The organism is Pseudomonas sp. ICMP 3272, assembly GCF_001466905.1.
GTDB classification, from domain to species: domain Bacteria; phylum Pseudomonadota; class Gammaproteobacteria; order Pseudomonadales; family Pseudomonadaceae; genus Aquipseudomonas; species Aquipseudomonas amygdali.
Map to the genome: position 1 here is coordinate 155,505 of NZ_LKEK01000053.1, position 17,142 is coordinate 172,646.

Below are 17,142 nucleotides of genomic sequence, written 5' to 3' on the forward strand. Positions count from 1 at the left end.
TGGCACTCATCGGCAACGGTAGAGAGGGTGCGACTATATAACAGTCGTGATGACAAGTATTACTGTCAGATTGAACAGGTAGCTCCTCGCATTCATCGCACGCCAGCGCAGGACACAGAGCGCGGCGATCGTTCCTAACGCTCACCAGCGTGGGAATGCCTTGAGTGACGCTCCGCGTCACAACTGTTCGCTGCGCTGCACATTCATGACCTGGCCACCATCATCTGCACAGCAAAGCCTCGGCGCTCTGGCTACAATGCTCGCCTTGCCGGGAGTTCTCATGTCCACGTTGCTCAACGATTGGCGTCATCGCTCAACCCATCGTCGTGTCTGGGCGCTGGCTGCGCCGATGATTCTGTCGAATATTTCCGTTCCGCTGGTAGCGCTCGTCGACAGCGCAGTGATCGGTCATCTGCCGCACGCGCATCAGTTGGGTTCCGTCGCGGTCGGGTCGACGCTTTACACCTTCCTTGCCTGGGCCATGGGTTTTCTACGCATGGGCACCACTGGTTTTGCCGCGCAGGCGGCAGGGCGCAATGACAGTGCTGCGATGCGCCGGATCTTGTTACAGGGTCTGTTGCTGGCCGTCGGGCTGGCGTTGTTGCTGGGTGTGATCGCCTTGCCGTTCAGCCATCTGGCGCTGGCGATGATGCAGCCGTCTGCCGATCTGCAGCAAATGACCCTGGATTTCTTTCACACCCGGCTGTTCGGCCTGCCTGCGGCGCTGGCCAGTTATGCGCTGGTCGGCTGGTTTCTCGGCGCGCAAAACGCCAGAGCGCCACTGGCCATTCTGCTCATCACCAATCTGGTCAATATCGCGCTCAACCTATGGTTTGTCATCGGCCTGGACTGGGGAGTGGTCGGTTCGGCGCGTGCCTCGGTGCTGGCAGAGTGGACCGGCGTAGTGCTCGGTCTGCTGCTGGCCCGCAAGACCTTGCGCGCCTGGCCGGGGCAGATCGTCTGGTCAGCCCTGAGGCTATGGAGCAACTGGAGACCCTTGCTGGCGGTGAATCGAGACATCTTTCTGCGCACACTGGCGCTGCAATCGGTGATGTTCCTGATCACTGTGCAAGGCGCTCGTCTGGGTGACGCAACGGTTGCCGCCAACGCATTGCTGCTCAACGGCCTGCTGTTGACTGCCCATGCACTGGACGGGCTGGCGCATGCAGTCGAGGCGCTGTGCGGCCATGCCATTGGTGCGCGTGACCGGGATACGCTGCGGCGCTCGCTGGTGGTCGCCGGAGGCTGGTCACTGATTGCCAGCGTGGCATTTGCGCTGTTGTTTCTGGTGGGCGGGCATGGCTTCGTCAGCATGCAGACCGATATTCCCGAGGTTCGCGCAACGGCCATGACCTATCTGCCATATCTGGCGCTGATGCCACTGCTGGCCGTCTGGAGTTACCTGCTGGACGGGCTGTTCATCGGTGCCACCCGTGCGCGTGAAATGCGCAACGCGATGCTGTTCAGCGCAGCAGGCATCGCGCCGCTGGCTTATCTGGCTTCCAGCCACGGCAATCACGCGCTATGGCTGACGTTTCTGGCCTTTACCCTGCTGCGCGGCCTGAGCCTTGGTGCCATTGCCTGGCGATTGACGCGCAGGGACGGCTGGTTCGTTCACTGACTCTTCAAGGCCGCACGGTTCTTTTCCGCGAGCCTTTGCGGGGTGTGATTGACGAACATGTCGACCTCGTCGACCACCGGTGCCAGGCCGCTTAACAGCTTGGCAAATGCGCCGACCAGCGTGCCGTGGTTGGTGCGCGAGAAATACAGATCGCGTACTGGCACACCCGCCTCGCGCAAAGCACGCGCCAGGCCACCGGTGTTGCGTTTGGGGTTGACCAGCGAGTCCGTATTCGAGGCCATCAGCAACGCAGGGGGCGCACTGGAACTGACGTGGTTGATGGGTTGCGAGTCAGGCGGTGAGTTGGGGAAAAAGAACACCGGTTTCACATCGGCCTCCTCGATAGGCAGAAAGTCGTACGGCCCGGCCAGCCCGATCCAGCCGCTGAGAATGGACGGCGACAAGCCTTCACGGGCCAGCCAGCGCGGATCGAGCGCCAGCATTGCAGCGTTATAGGCACCTGCGCTGTGGCCCATCACGTACAAGCGGTCAGGATCGCCACCGTAGGTTTTTGCATGTTTGTGCGCCCAGGCCAGCGCTTTGGCCGAATCTTCCAGAAAGCTTGGGTAGCGCACTTGCGGATAGAGCCTGTAGTCGGCAATCACGACGACCATGCCACGCGCAGCCAATGCCTCGCCGACGAAGGCGTAATTGGCTTTCGAACCGGTGTTCCAGCTGCCACCATAGAAAAACACCACGACTGGCGCGTTGGCCGGTTTAGCCTGCGGGGTGTAAACGTCCAGCGTGTTCCGTGGATCCTGCCCGTAGGCCAGCCCGTAGACATGATCGACAGGGCCGGTCGGATTCAACGTGTTGAGCAGCTTCAAGGGCGAGCAACCGGACAATGCTGCCAGTACGGCACCCGTCATCAGTGTCAGGAAAATCACTCGCATCATAAGGGAAGTGCTCTGGCAGATGAGTCGGATATGCCTCAGACCGTCGCGCTTCGCCCAAGTGCCGCATAGCGGGTGCTATTTCATTCAATAGCGTCCGGATCACCCGAAGAACGGCCATTCGCCTTGCTGGCAAAACCGATGCGCGGGCTGCTCAATGTCAGGCCATCATCGTCGATCTGCACCGTGCTGGACCCGGCATCCAGTGTGACTTTGCTGCCTTCGCCAAGGTATAGGCGGACCCCGTCTGCGAGTTGCAGCAGTCGGTCAGGCCCGATGAACATTTGCCGGTCTAGGTGCATTTGAACGTTATCGACAGGCGCGGGATCATTCTCGCGGCGCGCTTCCTGTGACGGCAGACAGCCGATGATCAGTGGTGGGTGTGTGTCATCCACAGAAAAGCTCACCGCCACTGACATGCCGACGCGACATTCGATATCCAGCCCCGGCGCCAGATGCAGCCAGCAGCCACTGCCGGTATCATTCGGGAGCTGCCACTCCCATTCCAGCCGGACGCGTACCCGGCCTGACGCATCAAGCCGTGCCGGTTCGCCGCTGATGCCGATGATCCAGCCTCGCTGAAGATGCGCAATGGGCGCGCGCGGTGCCGGGGCAGGCGTTCTGAAGCCGACTTCCCATGGTATGGCCTTGAACTGGTTCGAGTAGCGTTCCGATGCCCCGCGGTCATTGCCATCAACGATGCCAAAGCGATGCCGGACTTCGGTGATCAGCCACATGTGGTTCCAGTTCTTCTCGGGATGGTCGGCCAGCGGCAGCAGTTCTGCGCAAGTCACGAACGGCAAGGTACTCTCGCCGGACGCGTGCTGGGCTGCGCGGCTGCCGGGCAGATCCGTTGCATGCTCGGTGACGGCAAACCGGGTCACCCCGGACTGCTGCGCGAATTGACGCCAGCGTGCGACAGGGCTGCGCGCAAATCCGTGCAGGTTGGCACCGAATACTAATTCGTGGCGATGCCGTGAATGGACAAAGTGGTAGTGAATGCCTTCTTCTGCGCACAGGCGCTGGACCAGTTGCAGGTCGGATTCCTGATACTGCACGCAACAGTCGCGTTCGCGGCACTCGGTCGGCAGGTCAAAACGGAAACAGTTCTTCAGGCCATGTTCTTCGAGCACCTGGGTGATGATCCGGGTGGCGGTCATGTGCTGAAAGATGCGCGACTGGTGGCGTAACCCGAGACAGGCCAGTCGAGGCCCCATTATCAGCGTGTAACACGCCGGGCCGGGTTGGTAATGCTTGCGTGTCGCGCCTTGAATCTGACCGTGAAAGTTCTTCCGGCTTCCGAAGCTCAGCGAGGCAGGTTTGTACATCAGGCCGGTCAGGTCCAGATCCAGGCCGTCACCAAGAATGTCCAGTTCAAATGTAAAAGGCTGGCTGATCGCCTCGCTTGCGCTGAACGATATGACAGTGAAGCAGCGCTGCAGGCGGGCAATTTCCAGACGAAAGAGCGGCGCGCTGGTGGGGTCGGGCATGATGGAGTGCTTCTCTACCGGGAATGCGACCGCGAATTCTGGCGCAGAAAACGGGCAGGGTAGAGGGCTGCAGGTAGAACAGGACGTTGCCTACAAGGAATGTTGGTAGCGGCTTACGATGTGCGCATGACCGTCGCGCCAACGCGTAGCATTGGCACCACAGTCACAGTAGATGGAGCCCGATTGCAGGCCCCATCGCAAATCCTCAAATCAGGACGACAGGTACGAAGAACGTGTCAGCCCCAGGCGCAGGGCGTCGAGGAAGTAGGTACGCTCGCGCGGAGTAATCTTGGCGCTGGCGACCTTGTCCCGGTAATGGGTCATCAGTTCTTCCGGCGACAAGTGCACGTAGCGCAGCATGTCTTCGATGGTGTCGTGGGTTTCGATGCCTGCGTGGTAAACACTGCCGTCCGGGTTCTGGTAGATGTTCACCGAGTCGGTATCACCGAACAGGTTGTGCATGTCCCCCAGAATTTCCTGGTAGGCGCCTACCAGGAAGATCCCCAGCAGATAGTCTTCGCCTTCGTTCAATGAGTGCACCGGCATGCTGGTCTCGATGCTCTGCTCATCGACGTACTGCTTGATTTTGCCGTCGGAATCGCAGGTCAGGTCCTGAAGCACGGCGCGGCGCACCGGCTCTTCGTCCAGACGGTGCAAGGGCAGAATCGGCAGCACCTGGCCGATGGCCCAGGTATCGGGCAGGCTCTGGAACACCGAGAAGTTGCAGATGTACTTGTCGGCCAGCTTGTCGTTGAGTTCGTCGAGTACCTGACGGTGTGAGCGTTGACGTGCCTTCAGCGAGTTGTACAGGCGGCGGCAGACGGCGAAGTAGCATTGCTCGCCCAGTGCCTTTTCCGACAGGCTGATCTTGCCATCGGCATACTGGGCTGCGATGTCGCTCATGTAGTGCGTGGCGCGCCAGTAGGTTTCGGTGACCATCTCGATGTCGGTCGGACCCAGCAGGTCCACCAGCCATTGCACGGTTTCCGGCAGGCTGGCCTTGTCGGCGATTTCCGGGACTTCGTCGTTGTGTTTTTCGACGTCGGTCACCTGAACCACCAGCATGGCGTGGTGGGCGGTCAGCGAGCGGCCGCTTTCCGAGAAAATATGCGGATGCGGCAGGCTCTGCGCATCGCAGAATTCCTTGAGCATGCCGACCACCACACCTGCGTAGTCGTCCATGTCGTAGTTGATCGAACTGGCGTTGCGCGAGTGTGTGCCATCGTAGTCAACGCCCAGACCGCCGCCGACATCGATGTAATCCACCGGCAGGCCGAGTTTGCGCAGTTCGCCGTAATAGCGGATAGCCTCTTTGAAGCCGTGCTGGTAATCAGCCAGGTTGGCGATCTGCGAGCCCATGTGGAAGTGCAGCAGGCGGATGCCCTGATCGAGCCCGGCCTTGCGGAAGCGCTCGACCACCGACAGCAATTGTGCGGCCGACAGACCGAACTTGGATTTCTCGCCGCCGGTGTCTGCCCATTTGCTCGACGCCAGGGAGGACAGACGCACGCGCAGGCCCACCTGAGGGGCGACCTTCAGCTCGGCGGCTTCTTCGATGACCAGCTCGACTTCGGATTCTTTCTCGATGACGATGAACACGTTGTGGCCCAGCTTCTGGCCCATCAGCGCCAGACGGATGAACTCACGGTCCTTGTAACCGTTGCAGACGATGGTGCCGCCTTTGGGCGCCAATGCCAGCACGGCCATCAGCTCCGGTTTGGAACCCGCTTCCAGGCCGATAGAGACGTTCTGCGTGGCGATGATGTTTTCCACCACCGCTTCCTGCTGGTTGACCTTGATCGGGTACAGCGCGGTGTATTGGCTCTGGTATTCCAGGCGCGCAATGTTGCTGTCGAATGCACCGGTCAGTTGACGCACACGGTCTTGCAGAATGTCGGGGAAGCGCACCAGCAAGGGCAGCGACAGGCCGCTCTTGCGCAGGTTGTCGACCTGTTCGTAAAGGTCGATGGGCGAGCTGTCCGGCCCATTGGGACGGACTTCAACGCGACCTGCTTCGTTGATTGCAAAATAACCCGCGCCCCAATGGCGAATACCATAAACGCTGCGGCTGTCCGCAACTGTCCATTGGCTGCCATCGTCTTTGCGTGTGCGTCGTACGGACATCGAAGTCCCCTATAAAGAAGTCGTTGCGCCAGCCAATAGCCAGCTGGGCGCAGTGTAATGAGTTGAAATGACGATTTGATTCGCTGCCCGCTACGCGGGTTCAGCCGCCGGACTTTTTAGCCTTGAAGCCTTTTTTGATCAGCTCTGCCAATAGCAGTTCGACGTGATCGCCCTGAATCTCGATCACGCCGTCCTTGAGCGATCCGCCAGTGCCGCAGCGCTGTTTGAGGGCCTTGGCGAGGTCTTTGAGCGGCTCTTCGGCCAGCGGGACACCACTGATGGTGGTGACGGTCTTGCCGCCACGGCCTTTGCTTTCCCGGCGCACGCGGGCAATACCGTCACCTTCGGGGATGGCGGTCTGTTTGCAGGTGCAGTCGGCAACGGGCTGACGACAATCCGGGCAGTGACGCCCTGCGTCGGTTGAAAACACCAGGCCACCGAGGGCGGCGAGAGAAGCGGCTTTTTTAGCCACGCAAAAATCCTCTTGTTGAGGACTGAAGATGGGTCGGGCTCACACGAACCATCGACCGCGAAGCCCCACTCTGGCAGGGGCAGCGCTACTGAAACGGCAGGGCCGGTCCAGTTTGAAAAGGTCGCGCAGTGTAACGGCAAACAGACCGGTTGCTAAGGGGCTGGATACGCCAATTTCTGAACACTGGCTTACTGAGCATTCTCTATCTGCTGCAGGTAACGTTTCAGCGCCGCGAGCGAGTCCGGGCAGTAAGGGATTTTTTCAGCCTGATGCAGAACGTCGGCGATGGGCATGAAGCGCGCTTCCAGCACTTCTTCGGGCTGCAATCTCAAGGGCCCGTCCCACACGGCTGAAAACACGGCGCACCAGAGCCGGTTGCCCGGCTGATCGAAGAAAAACCGTTCGTGGGCCTGCAACGGTACGCCATTGACGCCCAGCTCTTCTTCCAGCTCCCGGGCAGCGGACTCGTCATAGCTTTCATCCGCCTGCACCATTCCGCCTGCGGCGACATCCCAATAACCGGGATAAATCGCTTTGCTCAGTGTGCGCCGATGAACGCAAAGCTCGCCGGCACTGTTGAACAGCAGGATATAAGTGCCGCGCCCGATCAGTCCGCGCTCGCGCAAATCGGCGCGGACCCGCGAGCCGAGCAGTCGGTCCTGCTCGTCGACCCAGGCGATCTGCTCGGCATCCGAGGCGGCACGGTGCGCGGCCTCGTTGGCAGGAATAGACATCAGCCTTGATTCAGCAACTGGCGCAGGTCGATGACCGCGGCGTTGGCACGCGAGATGTAGTTGGCCATGACCAGCGAGTGGTTGGCGAAAACACCGAACGGGCTGCCATTCAGGATCATCGGGCTCCACAGCGGTTCCTGGGACGCTTCCAGCTCACGAATGATCTGACGCACGCTGACGGTCGCATTCTTCTTGGCCAGTACATCGGCGAAGTCGACCTCGATGGCGCGCAGCAGATGCGACAGAGCCCAGGCCTGACCGCGCGCTTCATAGAACACGTTGTCCACTTCCAGCCACGGGGTCTCGACGATTTCCTCGTCTACCTGCGGTACTTCGCCAGGCTTGACCGAAACAGCGGCCTCGGTTTTCAGCGTGCTGTTGAGTTTGACCCGACCGACACTGGCCGAAAGGCGTTGCGACAGCGAGCCCAGGCGGGTGCCGACATCACCCAGCCAGTTGTTCAGGTTGTCGGCGCGGGCATAGAACAGCGCGCCTTTCTGGTTCGGGTCGGACAAACGTGCCTGGTAGCGACTCAGAGAGTTGATACCTTCGGCGTATTGCGACTCGCTGGAAGGCAGGATCCAGCTGCGATTGTTGAAGTTGAACAGCGGCTCGGCGCGAGCCAGATCGCCATCTTCGGCAGATTGAGACTGGGAACGGGCAAAGTCTTTGCGCAGCGCACGACTCAAGTCACGCACCTGCACCAGTACGCCGTATTCCCAGCTTGGAATGTTGTCCAGCCACAAGCCCGGTGGCATGCGGTCGTTGGACAGATATCCTCCGCGCTTGTTGAGCAGGGTGCCAGCCACGGTCTTGAGCGTTTCAACCGTCGTGTAGCCGATAACCATTGGCTTGCCTTCGCGCTCGGCGGCGGCTTGAGCGTTCTGTTGTACCGGGAACAGTGCAGGCTCTTTGCTCCAGTACCAGCCGACTACCAGTGCAACCAGCAGGTAAATCAAGATCAAGGCGCCCAGAGCGCGGCTATAGAACAGGTTACCCAGGTAACCGCGGCGTTTGACCGATGAAGTATCAGCGGTGCGCTCACCCGCGCTGCCTGCGCGGTTCTTCCAATCCAGCATGGTAGGGTCCTTTCGATCTTGAGTTGAATGCTTCACGTGGGGTTCGACCGCAACCTTACCCTAAGGTGCGATCGGGGCAGCTGCAAGCTTCGAGCTTCAAGCCAGAAGCGAATTGCTTTCAACTTCCAGGTTGCAACTCAAGGCCTATAGCCAGGCTCTATCAGTCGATTGATTTTGAGTAATGGCTAAGCGCCATCAAAATGTTGTCAAATAAGTGACTTACGGCACTGTTCTGCTGTATAGGAGGTGCTAGCATAGCGCCATCAGCTGTATTGCTCAGTAAAACCACAGTAGCCTCAATATGACCGAGCCAGAAGACCCTAGCCGAGATCGCCTGAAGCATCACTTTGCCCAAAGGGTTATCCACCAGGCACGCCAGATTCTGGAGACGTGGCAACGTCTGCAGAAGGCCGAGTGGTCGGCTGGCGACATGGCTGAGCTTAAGGAATCGACGTTACGCTTACTGCGCTTTGCCGAGCGCTTCGAGCAGGTTGAACACATTTCGCTGGCGCATGACATCAGCCAGGCACTCGATGCTGTCGAAGCCAATCGCGGTCGCCTCAACAGCAGCGTCATCACCGACCTCAATCGTCTGATGCAACGTCTTTCCCGCACCGGGCTGCGGCATGGCGACCAGCTTGAGCAAACGTCGCTGCCTCCATTGCGCAAGCCGGTCTATGTGGTGCTTCAGGACCATGAGCGGGCCGAGCGTCTGGCCAAGCAACTGGAGTTTTTCGGTTTGGCCGCCCTGTCGCTGCACAGTGTTGCCGAGTTTCAGCGCGCAATGGCGCAGCGGCACCCGGCGGCGATTGTCATGGATGTGGATTTCAGCGGGCCTGGTCAGGGTCTGAAGCTGGCTTCTCAGGCTCAGGAAGGCCTGGAGCAGAAGCTTCCGCTGTTGTTTTTCAGCATTAACGAAACCGATACGCCCACCCGCCTGGCAGCGGTGCGAGCCGGTGGCGAGGAGTTTTTGACCGGCGCGCTGGAAGCGTCGAGTCTGCTGGAAAAAATCGAAGTCCTGACCTGCGTTGCTCAATACGAGCCCTATAAGGTGCTGATCATCGACGATTCCCGCGCTCAGGCAATGCACACCGAACGCATTCTGAATGCAGCGGGAATTGTTACGCGGGTTCTGCTCGACCCGATTCAGGCAATGTCCGAATTGGCGGAGTTCCAGCCGGATCTGATCATTCTCGATATGTACATGCCCGGTTGCACCGGCACTGAGCTGGCCAAGGTCATTCGCCATAACGACCGCTACGTCAGCGTGCCGATCATTTACCTGTCGGCCGAAGATGATCAGGACAAGCAGCTTGACGCCATGAGCGAGGGCGGCGATGACTTCCTCACCAAGCCGATCAAGCCACGTCATCTGATCACCACGGTTCGCAACCGCGCCGCCAGGGCCCGCAGCCTCAAGTCGCGCATGGTTCGTGACAGCTTGACCGGGCTCTACAACCACACGCACATTCTGCAACTGCTGGAAGATTGCAGCTTTCGCTCACGACGCGAGGGCAAGCCGCTGTGCTTTGCCATGCTCGATATCGACCACTTCAAGAAGGTCAACGACAGCCACGGTCACCCGATGGGAGACCGCGTCATCAAGAGCCTGGCGCTGTTTCTCAAGCAGCGCCTGCGCAAAACCGACTTCATCGGTCGTTACGGTGGTGAGGAATTTGCCATCGTCATGCCGGACACCGACATTCAAAGTGCCCATAAAGTGCTTGATGAGATTCGCCATCGCTTTGCGGAGATCCATTATCCCGCGCAGCCGACTGACCTGTTCTGCACTTTCAGCGCCGGAGTGGTTTCTCTGGGGGCGAATGACGACAGCCTGAGCCTTGCGTCACAGGCGGATACGGCGTTGTACTGCGCCAAGCACGCGGGCCGCAATCAGGTGCATTCGGCCCTCGTGGATGTGCCTTATCACGTCGTGTTGACGGAAATCGAGGCCTGATTCCGTTTTTAGCCCTGGCTTTCGATCAGCTTTTGCCGCTCTGCCGATTGGCCGGGTGAAAATGCCAAGGCCAGTTGGGTGCGGTTATGCATGTGGGTCAAGCGCAGCACTTGGGAAACGTAGAGCTTGACGGTGTTTTCGGTAATGCCCAGTTCGCAGGCAATCTGATAATTGGTCAGCCCCTTGCTGACCAGCCGCGCCACATCAAGCTGGCGGGGTGACAATTTGGCCAGCGCCACGGGCATCTGCGCATCACTTTCGGGGCTGGTTTTGCGCTCCGACTGCGCCCTGTTCTGAACGTTATCCAGATTCTGATAGAGGTCGTCTATGGAGGCGGCCAGAAACTGAAGCTTCTCGTTGAGCAGGCCCAATTGTTGACGATTTTTCTGCCGTTCGTTCAGCGCTTCCACCTGCAACTGGACGCCCTCAAGCAACTCTTCAAGGTTCACCGGCTTCTGGTAGTAATCGGCAATGCCGGCTCGCAGGGCCTTGATGACATCCTTTTTCTCGGCTTGTCCGGTCAGCATGATGGCCTCGAACAAATGCGTCTTGCCGCCAGCCATCTTCATCGCCTCGACCATCTCGATCCCGTTCATGCCTGGCATTTCCAGGTCGCACACTACGATGCCAATAGCGCTGTCGCTGCTGAAATGCTCGATGGCCTCAAGGCTTGAATGGCAGCGCACGCACTCATAGCCGCTGCTCTCCAGAAACTCACAGAGTTCTTCAACGATAAGAGGCTGGTCATCGACCACCAGAACTTTCGTGACCGGGTAGTTATCCACATGCAACTCCATGCTGTAAGGCCGGCAGACCGGAACCTTTATCCATTCAGCAAACATGATTAAGCGTTGTATGAACCGTCTCGGGTATTCCGATGACAGTACGCCACAGCGATGTATTAACCGTAGTCGTACTTTCTGACTATGTACATAGCATTAAACTTCCAATTGGCCGAGAGTCGACTAATGGAGCAACGCGACTGTCAGCAGCGAGCCAGCCAACAAAAAAGGTGAAAAGGGATATTTATCTGACGCATCAGCGAACATATAGGCGTAACGCCGCGCAACCTGTTGGTTTATATGACGCTGTACTTTCCTGGCAAGCAACGCCCAGATCAGCACGGCGACGCCTGCGCCGATAAACGTGCACAGCAAATAGGCGCTGTTGGAGGCGAGCGCGAGTGCGGTCATCAGCTTGACGTCTCCGGCGCCCAGCTTGCCGAGCGCATAACCAGGCAACGTCAGGCCCAGTGCCAGCGCCAGTGTCTGCGCGGCTTCCAGCGGTGCGGCGCCCAGCCAGGTTGTTCCTGTGCCTGCCAGCCAGGCAGCGGCCAGTGCTGCTGCGCCCAGTGTCAGGCTGTTTGAAATTTGCTTGCGTCGCGCGTCCTGTTCGGCGCAAATTGCAAACCAGACAAGCAGAAGAAATAGTTTTATCAAGCAAAAAACATCCTGTTTTCCGGAAAGAATCTATGCTCTGTTGAAGCAGTAAATGTCAGGGTAGACGTTGATATGAAAACCGTTCTGCAGCATGCCTTGCCCGATCGGCAACAGGGTGCCGCCGCTATTGAGTTCGCTGCGGTGTTCGTTGTTTTCTTTGCTGTGTTCTATGGCATGGTGAGTTATAGCCTGCCGTTGCTCATGATGCAGTCTTTCAATGCGGCGGCGAGTGAAGCCGTGCGCCGAAGTGTTGCCCTTAGCCCGACAGTAACTGGCTATAACACCCTGTTGGTCAGCCAGGCACAGAGTGTCGTCATGAATCAGCTGTCATGGATGCCACCTGCGCTGGGTTTCAACGCCAGTTATACCAACGTGACCTACACCGCCGGTGTTCTGACGGTGACCATCCAGTACCCCAAGACCCGATTGACCCAGGTACTCCCGTTATTGACGCTCCCTGGCATCGGCGAGGTTCCGCGCTTGCCGACCAACCTTACTGCACAAGCGAGTCTGCAACTTGCCCCTTGAAAAAAATCGTCTGAGTCGTTGGCTGGGCCGTGGTGAAGCGCCGCCGGTATCCCAGGCTGTGCCCGTGTCAAGCGAGCCGGGCCCGGTCGGGGTCGACCTTTATGTGCTGCTCGATGACGAAGGGCGGATACAGAGCATCAGCCCGCAGTTGCTTGCGCGGTTGGGTATTGCTGCTCCGCTGGCGGCTGCGCAGCGGTTGATGAACCTGTTGCTGCCCAATAGCGCGCTGGTCATTGAAGGCGTGCCGCATGACTGGCTGGGGCACATGCTGGACCTGGACTTCAAGAGTGCCGATGCGCACACCTTGCACGCTCGTGGCTGGGTGCAGGCGCATGGCAAGGGCTGGCTGTTGCAACTGCTGGATATCAGCGACTTGATGGAAGAGGCCAGTGCCGCCCGCAGCCGCCAGCAATGCCTGCGCTTCGCCGGGCAGATGGCTGAGCGTGTGCGCGTGTGCAACGTGGACCGGCTGACTGCCGTGGTGACCGAGCAGCTCGAGGAACTGGCGCAGCTATGGCGCGTTCCCTGTCTGGCGCTGGTATTGCCGGAAGTCAGCGGCACTGGCTGGCGTGTCTACTGTCAGTACAGTGCCCACACCGCGCCGGAGTTATGGCAGGTCGGGCAGCGACTGGGTAATGCGCTGGATCGATTCGACGCCAACATTACCCATCAACTGAGGTTTGGCGGCGGCGTCGACCAAGGGCCGCTGCAGAGTGCCTTCGGCAACGCGGACGGTTTTCTGATTCCGCACAGCCGCGACAACGTTGCCAAGGCGTGGCTGATGTTCGGCTTCTATAACCCACAACAGCAGGCTCCAGACCTGGGAGAGCGCGAGTGGCTCAACCTGTGTTCGGCGCTGGCCGGGCCGGTGCTTTTTCGCTTGTCCGAGCAGCACAACCGTCACCATGTAGAGCGCCTGGCGGTGCTTCAGGATCTGCTGGGCACCGGTTGGTGGGAGCTGATGCCTGCGCGTGACGAAATCCTCCTGGCACCGCAACTGGCGCGCAGTTTACGTCTGAGTGATCGGGTCGAAAGCCTGTCACGTCAGGACTGGCTGGCGTTGATTCATCCGGTCGATCGACAAGAACTTTCCAGTCGTCTGGCGCAGTTGCGTGACAAAGGCACAGCCCTGATGCTTTGCGTGCGTCTGGCGCAAAGCGACCCTGCCCAGGAAACCCTCTGGTTTCGTATTCAGGGTCAGGCGCTGATCAGTGGTCAGGTTCAGCGGGTGTTGGGTTTCATGCTCGATGTCAGTGATATCAAGAATCAGGAAACCGAAGCAGCGGCCGCTCACGCCCGGCTGGATAACCTGATTGCCAGCTCGCCGGCCGTGATTTACGTGCAGCGCTACGATCACGGCAACCTTGAGCCAACCTTTTTCAGTGACAGCCTCACGCCCTTGCTGGGCTGGACGCTGGCTGAATGCGTAGACGGCCAGTTGGCGGAATATATTCACCCCGAAGACCGCGACATCTGGTTCGAGCGTAACCGGCAGCTGTTGCGCGAAGGCGTTGTCAGTCGGCGTTACAGGTTGCGCAACAAGAACGGCCATTACCATTGGTTGCTGGACGAAGCGCGATTGCTGCGTGACGACCTCGGCATGCCGGTGGAGGCGGTCGGCCTGTGGCTGGACGTGACCGAAGCCACTCTGGCGGCCGAGCATGTGCGTCAGAGCGAAGAGCGCTACCGCATTCTGGTTGAAGACTCACCGGCCATGATCTGCCGCTACTCTCCGGAGCTGGTACTGAGTTTCGGCAACCGGCCACTGGCCAATTACATGGAATGCACGCCGGAACAACTGACCGGGATCAATCTGGGGGACTGGCTTTCTGACGAGCAGCGCGAGGCGTTCATTCGGCGTATCGGTCAACTCACCCCGCAAGCGCCGGTGAGCACCGAAGAAATCTGTATCGAACTGCCCGGCCGTGAGTACGCCTGGTGGGTATGGGCTGACCGGGGAATATTCGACGAGCACGGCACGCTGGTCGAGGTTCAGGCTGTAGGCCGTGATAACACCGATGTGCGCCGCTCCAGGATGCAATTGAACCAGAGTGCGAAAATGGCCACGCTTGGCGAAATGTCCACAGGCCTTGCCCACGAGATCAATCAGCCCCTCAACGTCATGCGCATGGCGGTAGTCAATGTCCTCAAGCGTCTGGGGCGCGGTGACGTGGACATCGAATACCTCACCGAAAAACTCAACCGTATCGACACACAGGTACAGCGCGCTGCCCGCGTGGTGGACCACATGAGGGTATTCGGGCGGCGCTCCGAAGTGGAGGAGCAGCTGTTCGATCCGGCGCAGGCGGTGGAAGGCACTATCTCGATGCTGGCCGAAGGCATGAAGGGCAAGGGTGTGCAGTTGCGGGTCGGCACCATGATCGAAGACGTGCAGGTTCGCGGGCATGTCGATCAGCTTGAGCAGGTGCTGATCAACCTGATGGTCAACGCCCGTGATGCGTTGTTGTCGCGCCGGGAAAAAGACCGGGATTTCGAACCGTGGATCAGCGTCGAGGCCGAGCGGGATGAAAACATCATCAGGCTGGCGGTTCAGGACAACGGCGGGGGGATTGATCCGCGTTTGCTGGAGCGCATTTTCGAGCCTTTCTTCACCACCAAGCCGGTGGGCGTCGGCACCGGACTGGGCTTGTCTGTCAGCTACGGCATCGTCGATCAGATGGGCGGCCAGCTCAGCGTCGGCAACGTCGGGGAGGGCGCTCGTTTCCAGATCGAGCTGCCGATATTCAATGCCAGTTAGATAATCAGCGTCGCCTGACCGATGTTGCAGCTTAAATTGGCACCCACATCGGTGGCACCCAGATTCAGGCCAAGTGACTCGAACAGCGGGTCGACGACTGATGTCAGCAAGCCGGTCAGCGTGTTCTCCACAATAGCGTCCAGCGCAACGGTCAGGCTGTTCAGCGTTGCAGCTGCTCCAGTAATGACGTTGCCTAGCACATTGCTGGTCGCAGGTTTATAGGCATTCACCTTTACGCTGGAAACCGTGCCGTTCAGCAACGTACTGGGTTTGGTGTGCGCAACGCTTGTCAGGAAATAGGGCGCGCTGTTGATTTCCGGCAGATTGGGCGAGCTGAAGGTTGTACTGACGACCGTTGAGCTGCCCAGCGGCGACTGGCTTACCGTATCGAACGTGAGACCTATGCCGCCACCGCCGAAGGGGGTACGGGCGGTGCAGTTGCCCAACAGTCCCGCTATCTTCTGGCAGGTCTTGGTGCCTATATCCAGCACCGGCAGAGGCAGTGCGGTGATTGCCGAGGGGTCAGTGCTGGCAGGAAACGCTGCCGTACTGTCAATCCAGCCAACCTTGGCGCTGAGCAATCCTGCATCTGTTTTGACACTCAAGGTTTTGCTGGTGTTGCTGGTACAGGTGTAGCCGGTGACATAGGTGTCGGCGCTGGCCAGCGACAGGCTCAGATCTATCCTGGGGCCGGCGCTGGCAGAAGAGTCCGAGGTCAGAAACTTGAAATCGGTGACCATGCAACTGTTTAGCCCTACGGCGCAGGTGGCTGATGTCACCAGGCCCGCGATGTTCAGGCTCAACGCGCTATTGAGGATCGGTGTCAGGCTGCCCACCACCGAGCCCGCAGTGTTGGCCAATGACGTAATGGTGCCCAGCACTGGCAGATTGATCGACACCAGCGCGCGCATCTGCGCGGTGCGCACGTAGATCCGGTTGGCACCGGTTTTGGGATTGAGCGGATCAATCTTGCTCGGGTCGCCGATGGCCGATAACTGAGGCGGCTCAACCACCTGAAATCGTGTGGTGACCTGTGCCAGGGTGCCGACATTTATCTGCGCAGCTGTGGATATGCCGGTCTTGTCATTGGCCAGTTGCGCAATGCCCTGGACCAGGTCCAGAAGGCGCAGATTGGTGTTCAATGCAGCGAGGTCCGAACTGCCTTGTATCGACAGCAAGTCACCGAGCAACACAGTGGTTGCGCCAGCCGCCAGCTTCAATGCCTGCAGGCCCGCGATGGTAGCCGTACCGTTCAAGGTCGCGCCGGGGTCGAGCACATTGATAGCACTCTGGATCAACTGGCTGACAGAAACCGATGTGTTGAGCACCTCGCTGTAACCGACCGCAGTCAGGTTAAGGTCGGTCTTGAGTCGGTTCAGATAGCTCAACAGGCTGAGGTCGGTGCTGGCGAGGCCCTGCCAGTTCGCTACGCTCAGGTTAAGCGTGCCACCGAGCAGGCTGCCGATGAGCGGATTCAGAATGGCCGCCCGAGTGCTGTCCACTGTTACGGTCGCACTGCGAATGGTCAGCGCCGCCAGTGGCGCGGCACTGGCAGCCACGGCCGTGGCGCTGATGGTGATGTTCGCAGGGGAGGGCGTTTTTTCGAACAGGGCAACAATACCGGCAGCAATACTTCGTGGCACCGGATGCGCCGCGACCACTTGAATGGCCAGTGCCTGAGTGGAGTCCGCGACAAATACGCGCTGGCTCTGCAGGCCCACCGTAAGGGTGCCGCAGAGGGTCGTTAGCGTTCGCCCTCCGGTATTCGGGGTAAAGCCGTTACGCGTGGCGCTCTGCGTGGCGAAGCCAGCGGCGGTGGCCGCATCGCTGCATGTCCCCCTGCGCCCCGCAGCTTCCAGGGCGGCGATGTCCGCGATCCGCTGCAACGAGCGTTTTTCCAGATACAGCCTGCCGCTGTCGACCACTATCAGCGTGCAAAGCAGCGCCAATCCCAATGTCAGCGCGGCCATCATGCCGATCGCGCCGCGTTGCCGGGTGGGCATTGCCGCATAACCATCCAGTGGGGACATCAGCACTCCTTCGGCCA

Annotated in this window: 13 protein-coding genes; 4 read left to right on the plus strand and 9 right to left on the minus strand. The window is 59.4% G+C overall.

Annotated features, from left to right (window positions below; translation table 11 throughout):
- The first annotated feature begins 280 nt into the window (after window positions 1-280).
- On the plus strand, window positions 281-1,621 hold the full coding sequence (locus AO068_RS14175; RefSeq protein WP_058408675.1) for an MATE family efflux transporter: 1,341 nt from the start codon (window positions 281-283) through the stop codon (window positions 1,619-1,621).
- On the opposite strand, the gene AO068_RS14180 is transcribed toward AO068_RS14175, so the two are convergent.
- From AO068_RS14180 to AO068_RS14205, 6 genes are all read right to left on the minus strand, one after another.
- Entirely contained in the window at window positions 1,615-2,517 is a 903-nt protein-coding gene (locus AO068_RS14180; RefSeq protein ID WP_058408676.1) for an alpha/beta hydrolase, read from the minus strand. The two genes, AO068_RS14175 and AO068_RS14180, sit on opposite strands and share 7 nt — an antisense overlap.
- Window positions 2,518-2,597: 80 nt before the next feature.
- The gene (locus tag AO068_RS14185; RefSeq protein WP_058408677.1) at window positions 2,598-4,004 is read right to left on the minus strand and encodes a type VI secretion system Vgr family protein; all 1,407 of its coding nucleotides are present in this window, start codon (window positions 4,002-4,004) and stop codon (window positions 2,598-2,600) included.
- A gap of 210 nt (window positions 4,005-4,214) precedes the next feature.
- Window positions 4,215-6,128 (minus strand): arginine decarboxylase, encoded by a 1,914-nt coding sequence (gene speA, locus AO068_RS14190; RefSeq protein ID WP_058402612.1) that lies wholly within the window; start codon window positions 6,126-6,128, stop codon window positions 4,215-4,217.
- 100 nt (window positions 6,129-6,228) lie between these two features.
- Complete coding sequence (locus AO068_RS14195) at window positions 6,229-6,600, minus strand: translation initiation factor Sui1 (protein ID WP_004655683.1); 372 nt, start codon at window positions 6,598-6,600, stop codon at window positions 6,229-6,231.
- Window positions 6,601-6,788: 188 nt separating this feature from the next.
- On the minus strand, window positions 6,789-7,334 hold the full coding sequence (locus AO068_RS14200) for an NUDIX hydrolase (RefSeq protein WP_058408678.1): 546 nt from the start codon (window positions 7,332-7,334) through the stop codon (window positions 6,789-6,791).
- On the minus strand, window positions 7,334-8,413 hold the full coding sequence (locus AO068_RS14205; protein ID WP_002555348.1) for a DUF2333 family protein: 1,080 nt from the start codon (window positions 8,411-8,413) through the stop codon (window positions 7,334-7,336). The genes AO068_RS14200 and AO068_RS14205 overlap by 1 nt, the downstream gene beginning before the upstream one ends.
- Window positions 8,414-8,714: 301 nt before the next feature.
- On the opposite strand from AO068_RS14205, the gene AO068_RS14210 reads away from it, so the two are divergent.
- Entirely contained in the window at window positions 8,715-10,370 is a 1,656-nt protein-coding gene (locus AO068_RS14210) for a response regulator (protein WP_058402609.1), read from the plus strand.
- Between the two features lie 8 nt (window positions 10,371-10,378).
- On the opposite strand, the gene AO068_RS14215 is transcribed toward AO068_RS14210, so the two are convergent.
- Window positions 10,379-11,167, minus strand: a complete 789-nt coding sequence (locus tag AO068_RS14215; protein WP_058408679.1) for a response regulator transcription factor — start codon at window positions 11,165-11,167, stop codon at window positions 10,379-10,381.
- 168 nt (window positions 11,168-11,335) lie between these two features.
- The gene (locus AO068_RS14220) at window positions 11,336-11,806 is read right to left on the minus strand and encodes an A24 family peptidase (protein WP_058402698.1); all 471 of its coding nucleotides are present in this window, start codon (window positions 11,804-11,806) and stop codon (window positions 11,336-11,338) included.
- Window positions 11,807-11,881: 75 nt separating this feature from the next.
- Between AO068_RS14220 and AO068_RS14225 the strand changes: the two genes are divergently transcribed.
- Together AO068_RS14225 and AO068_RS14230 are read left to right on the plus strand one after the other, a co-directional pair.
- Window positions 11,882-12,337 carry a TadE/TadG family type IV pilus assembly protein gene (locus AO068_RS14225; RefSeq protein WP_058408680.1) on the plus strand — a complete coding sequence of 152 codons (456 nt, stop codon included), beginning with the start codon at window positions 11,882-11,884 and terminating at the stop codon, window positions 12,335-12,337.
- A complete protein-coding gene (locus AO068_RS14230; protein WP_058408681.1) occupies window positions 12,327-15,095 on the plus strand; it encodes a PAS domain-containing sensor histidine kinase in 2,769 nt (922 codons plus the stop codon). Before AO068_RS14225 ends, AO068_RS14230 begins: the two co-directional genes overlap by 11 nt.
- Here the strand turns inward: AO068_RS14230 and AO068_RS14235 are convergent.
- On the minus strand, window positions 15,092-17,125 hold the full coding sequence (locus AO068_RS14235; RefSeq protein WP_058408682.1) for a pilus assembly protein TadG-related protein: 2,034 nt from the start codon (window positions 17,123-17,125) through the stop codon (window positions 15,092-15,094). The two genes, AO068_RS14230 and AO068_RS14235, sit on opposite strands and share 4 nt — an antisense overlap.
- Window positions 17,126-17,142: the final 17 nt, after the last annotated feature.